Source organism: Aneurinibacillus sp. UBA3580 (assembly GCF_002375825.1).
GTDB lineage: Bacteria > Bacillota > Bacilli > Aneurinibacillales > Aneurinibacillaceae > Aneurinibacillus > Aneurinibacillus danicus.
In genome coordinates this window covers 6,123-6,874 of record NZ_DFMZ01000037.1, presented here as the reverse complement: position 1 = coordinate 6,874, position 752 = coordinate 6,123, and the positions used below count along the sequence as shown (strand labels likewise).

2 protein-coding genes are annotated in these 752 nt (G+C 44.4%); both read left to right on the top strand.

The window, feature by feature from the left end:
- A partial coding sequence (locus B2899_RS06025; protein ID WP_286884487.1) for a hypothetical protein occupies positions 1–296 on the top strand: 296 nt, incomplete at its 5' end.
- A 58-nt stretch (positions 297–354) separates the two neighbouring features.
- Positions 355–752, top strand: a 398-nt coding sequence (locus B2899_RS06020; RefSeq protein ID WP_286884489.1) for an arginase family protein, incomplete at its 3' end; no start/stop codon positions are given.

Here is a 752-nt window from a genome sequence, read left to right as displayed (position 1 = left end):
GGGTTCGATTCCCATCACCCGCTTCGTTTAGACGCTTACAAAGAATTGTAGGGTCTTTTTTTATGCCGAAAAATAAGAAGCGGATAGCCAGGAAGAGAATAAGTATCTCTTTCTTCGGCTATCCGCTTTTATGTTATTGGGCTATTCTTTTTTCTTTATCAACTTCTTTGCCTGCTCATATACCTCCTTATGACACTGTAATGGAAATCTGCCCCAGAGAGATTTGGCTTAAAGTTCCACCGTTAATCGAATGTATAACCATTCATAAACTTGTTGAGTTGAGTCATCTGCTCTAAAGAGGATAAAATAAATCTACAACAGGGAAAGGAAGGGCTTACATATATGAATCCTACGATAAATGAAAATATTTCGATTATCGGTGTCCCGATGGATCTGGGTGCGGATCGCCGCGGGGTAGACATGGGACCAAGCGCTATCCGCTATGCAGGTATTGCTGAACGACTTGAGAAGATTGGATACAAAGTACATGATGAAGGCGATATTATCGTGCGCCGGCCGAAGGAAAATACCACTGCCGGAACCAATCTGAAATATCTTGATGAAATTGCGCGTGTGAACCGCGAACTATGCGAGGCAGTCTCCGGCCAGATGGAAAAGGGACACTTTCCTCTCGTTATCGGAGGGGATCACAGTATTGCTATCGGAACAATTGCGGGAGTACTTAAACACCGTCCGAAGACCGGTGTCATTTGGTACGATGCGCACGGAGATATGAATACGGCGGAAACATC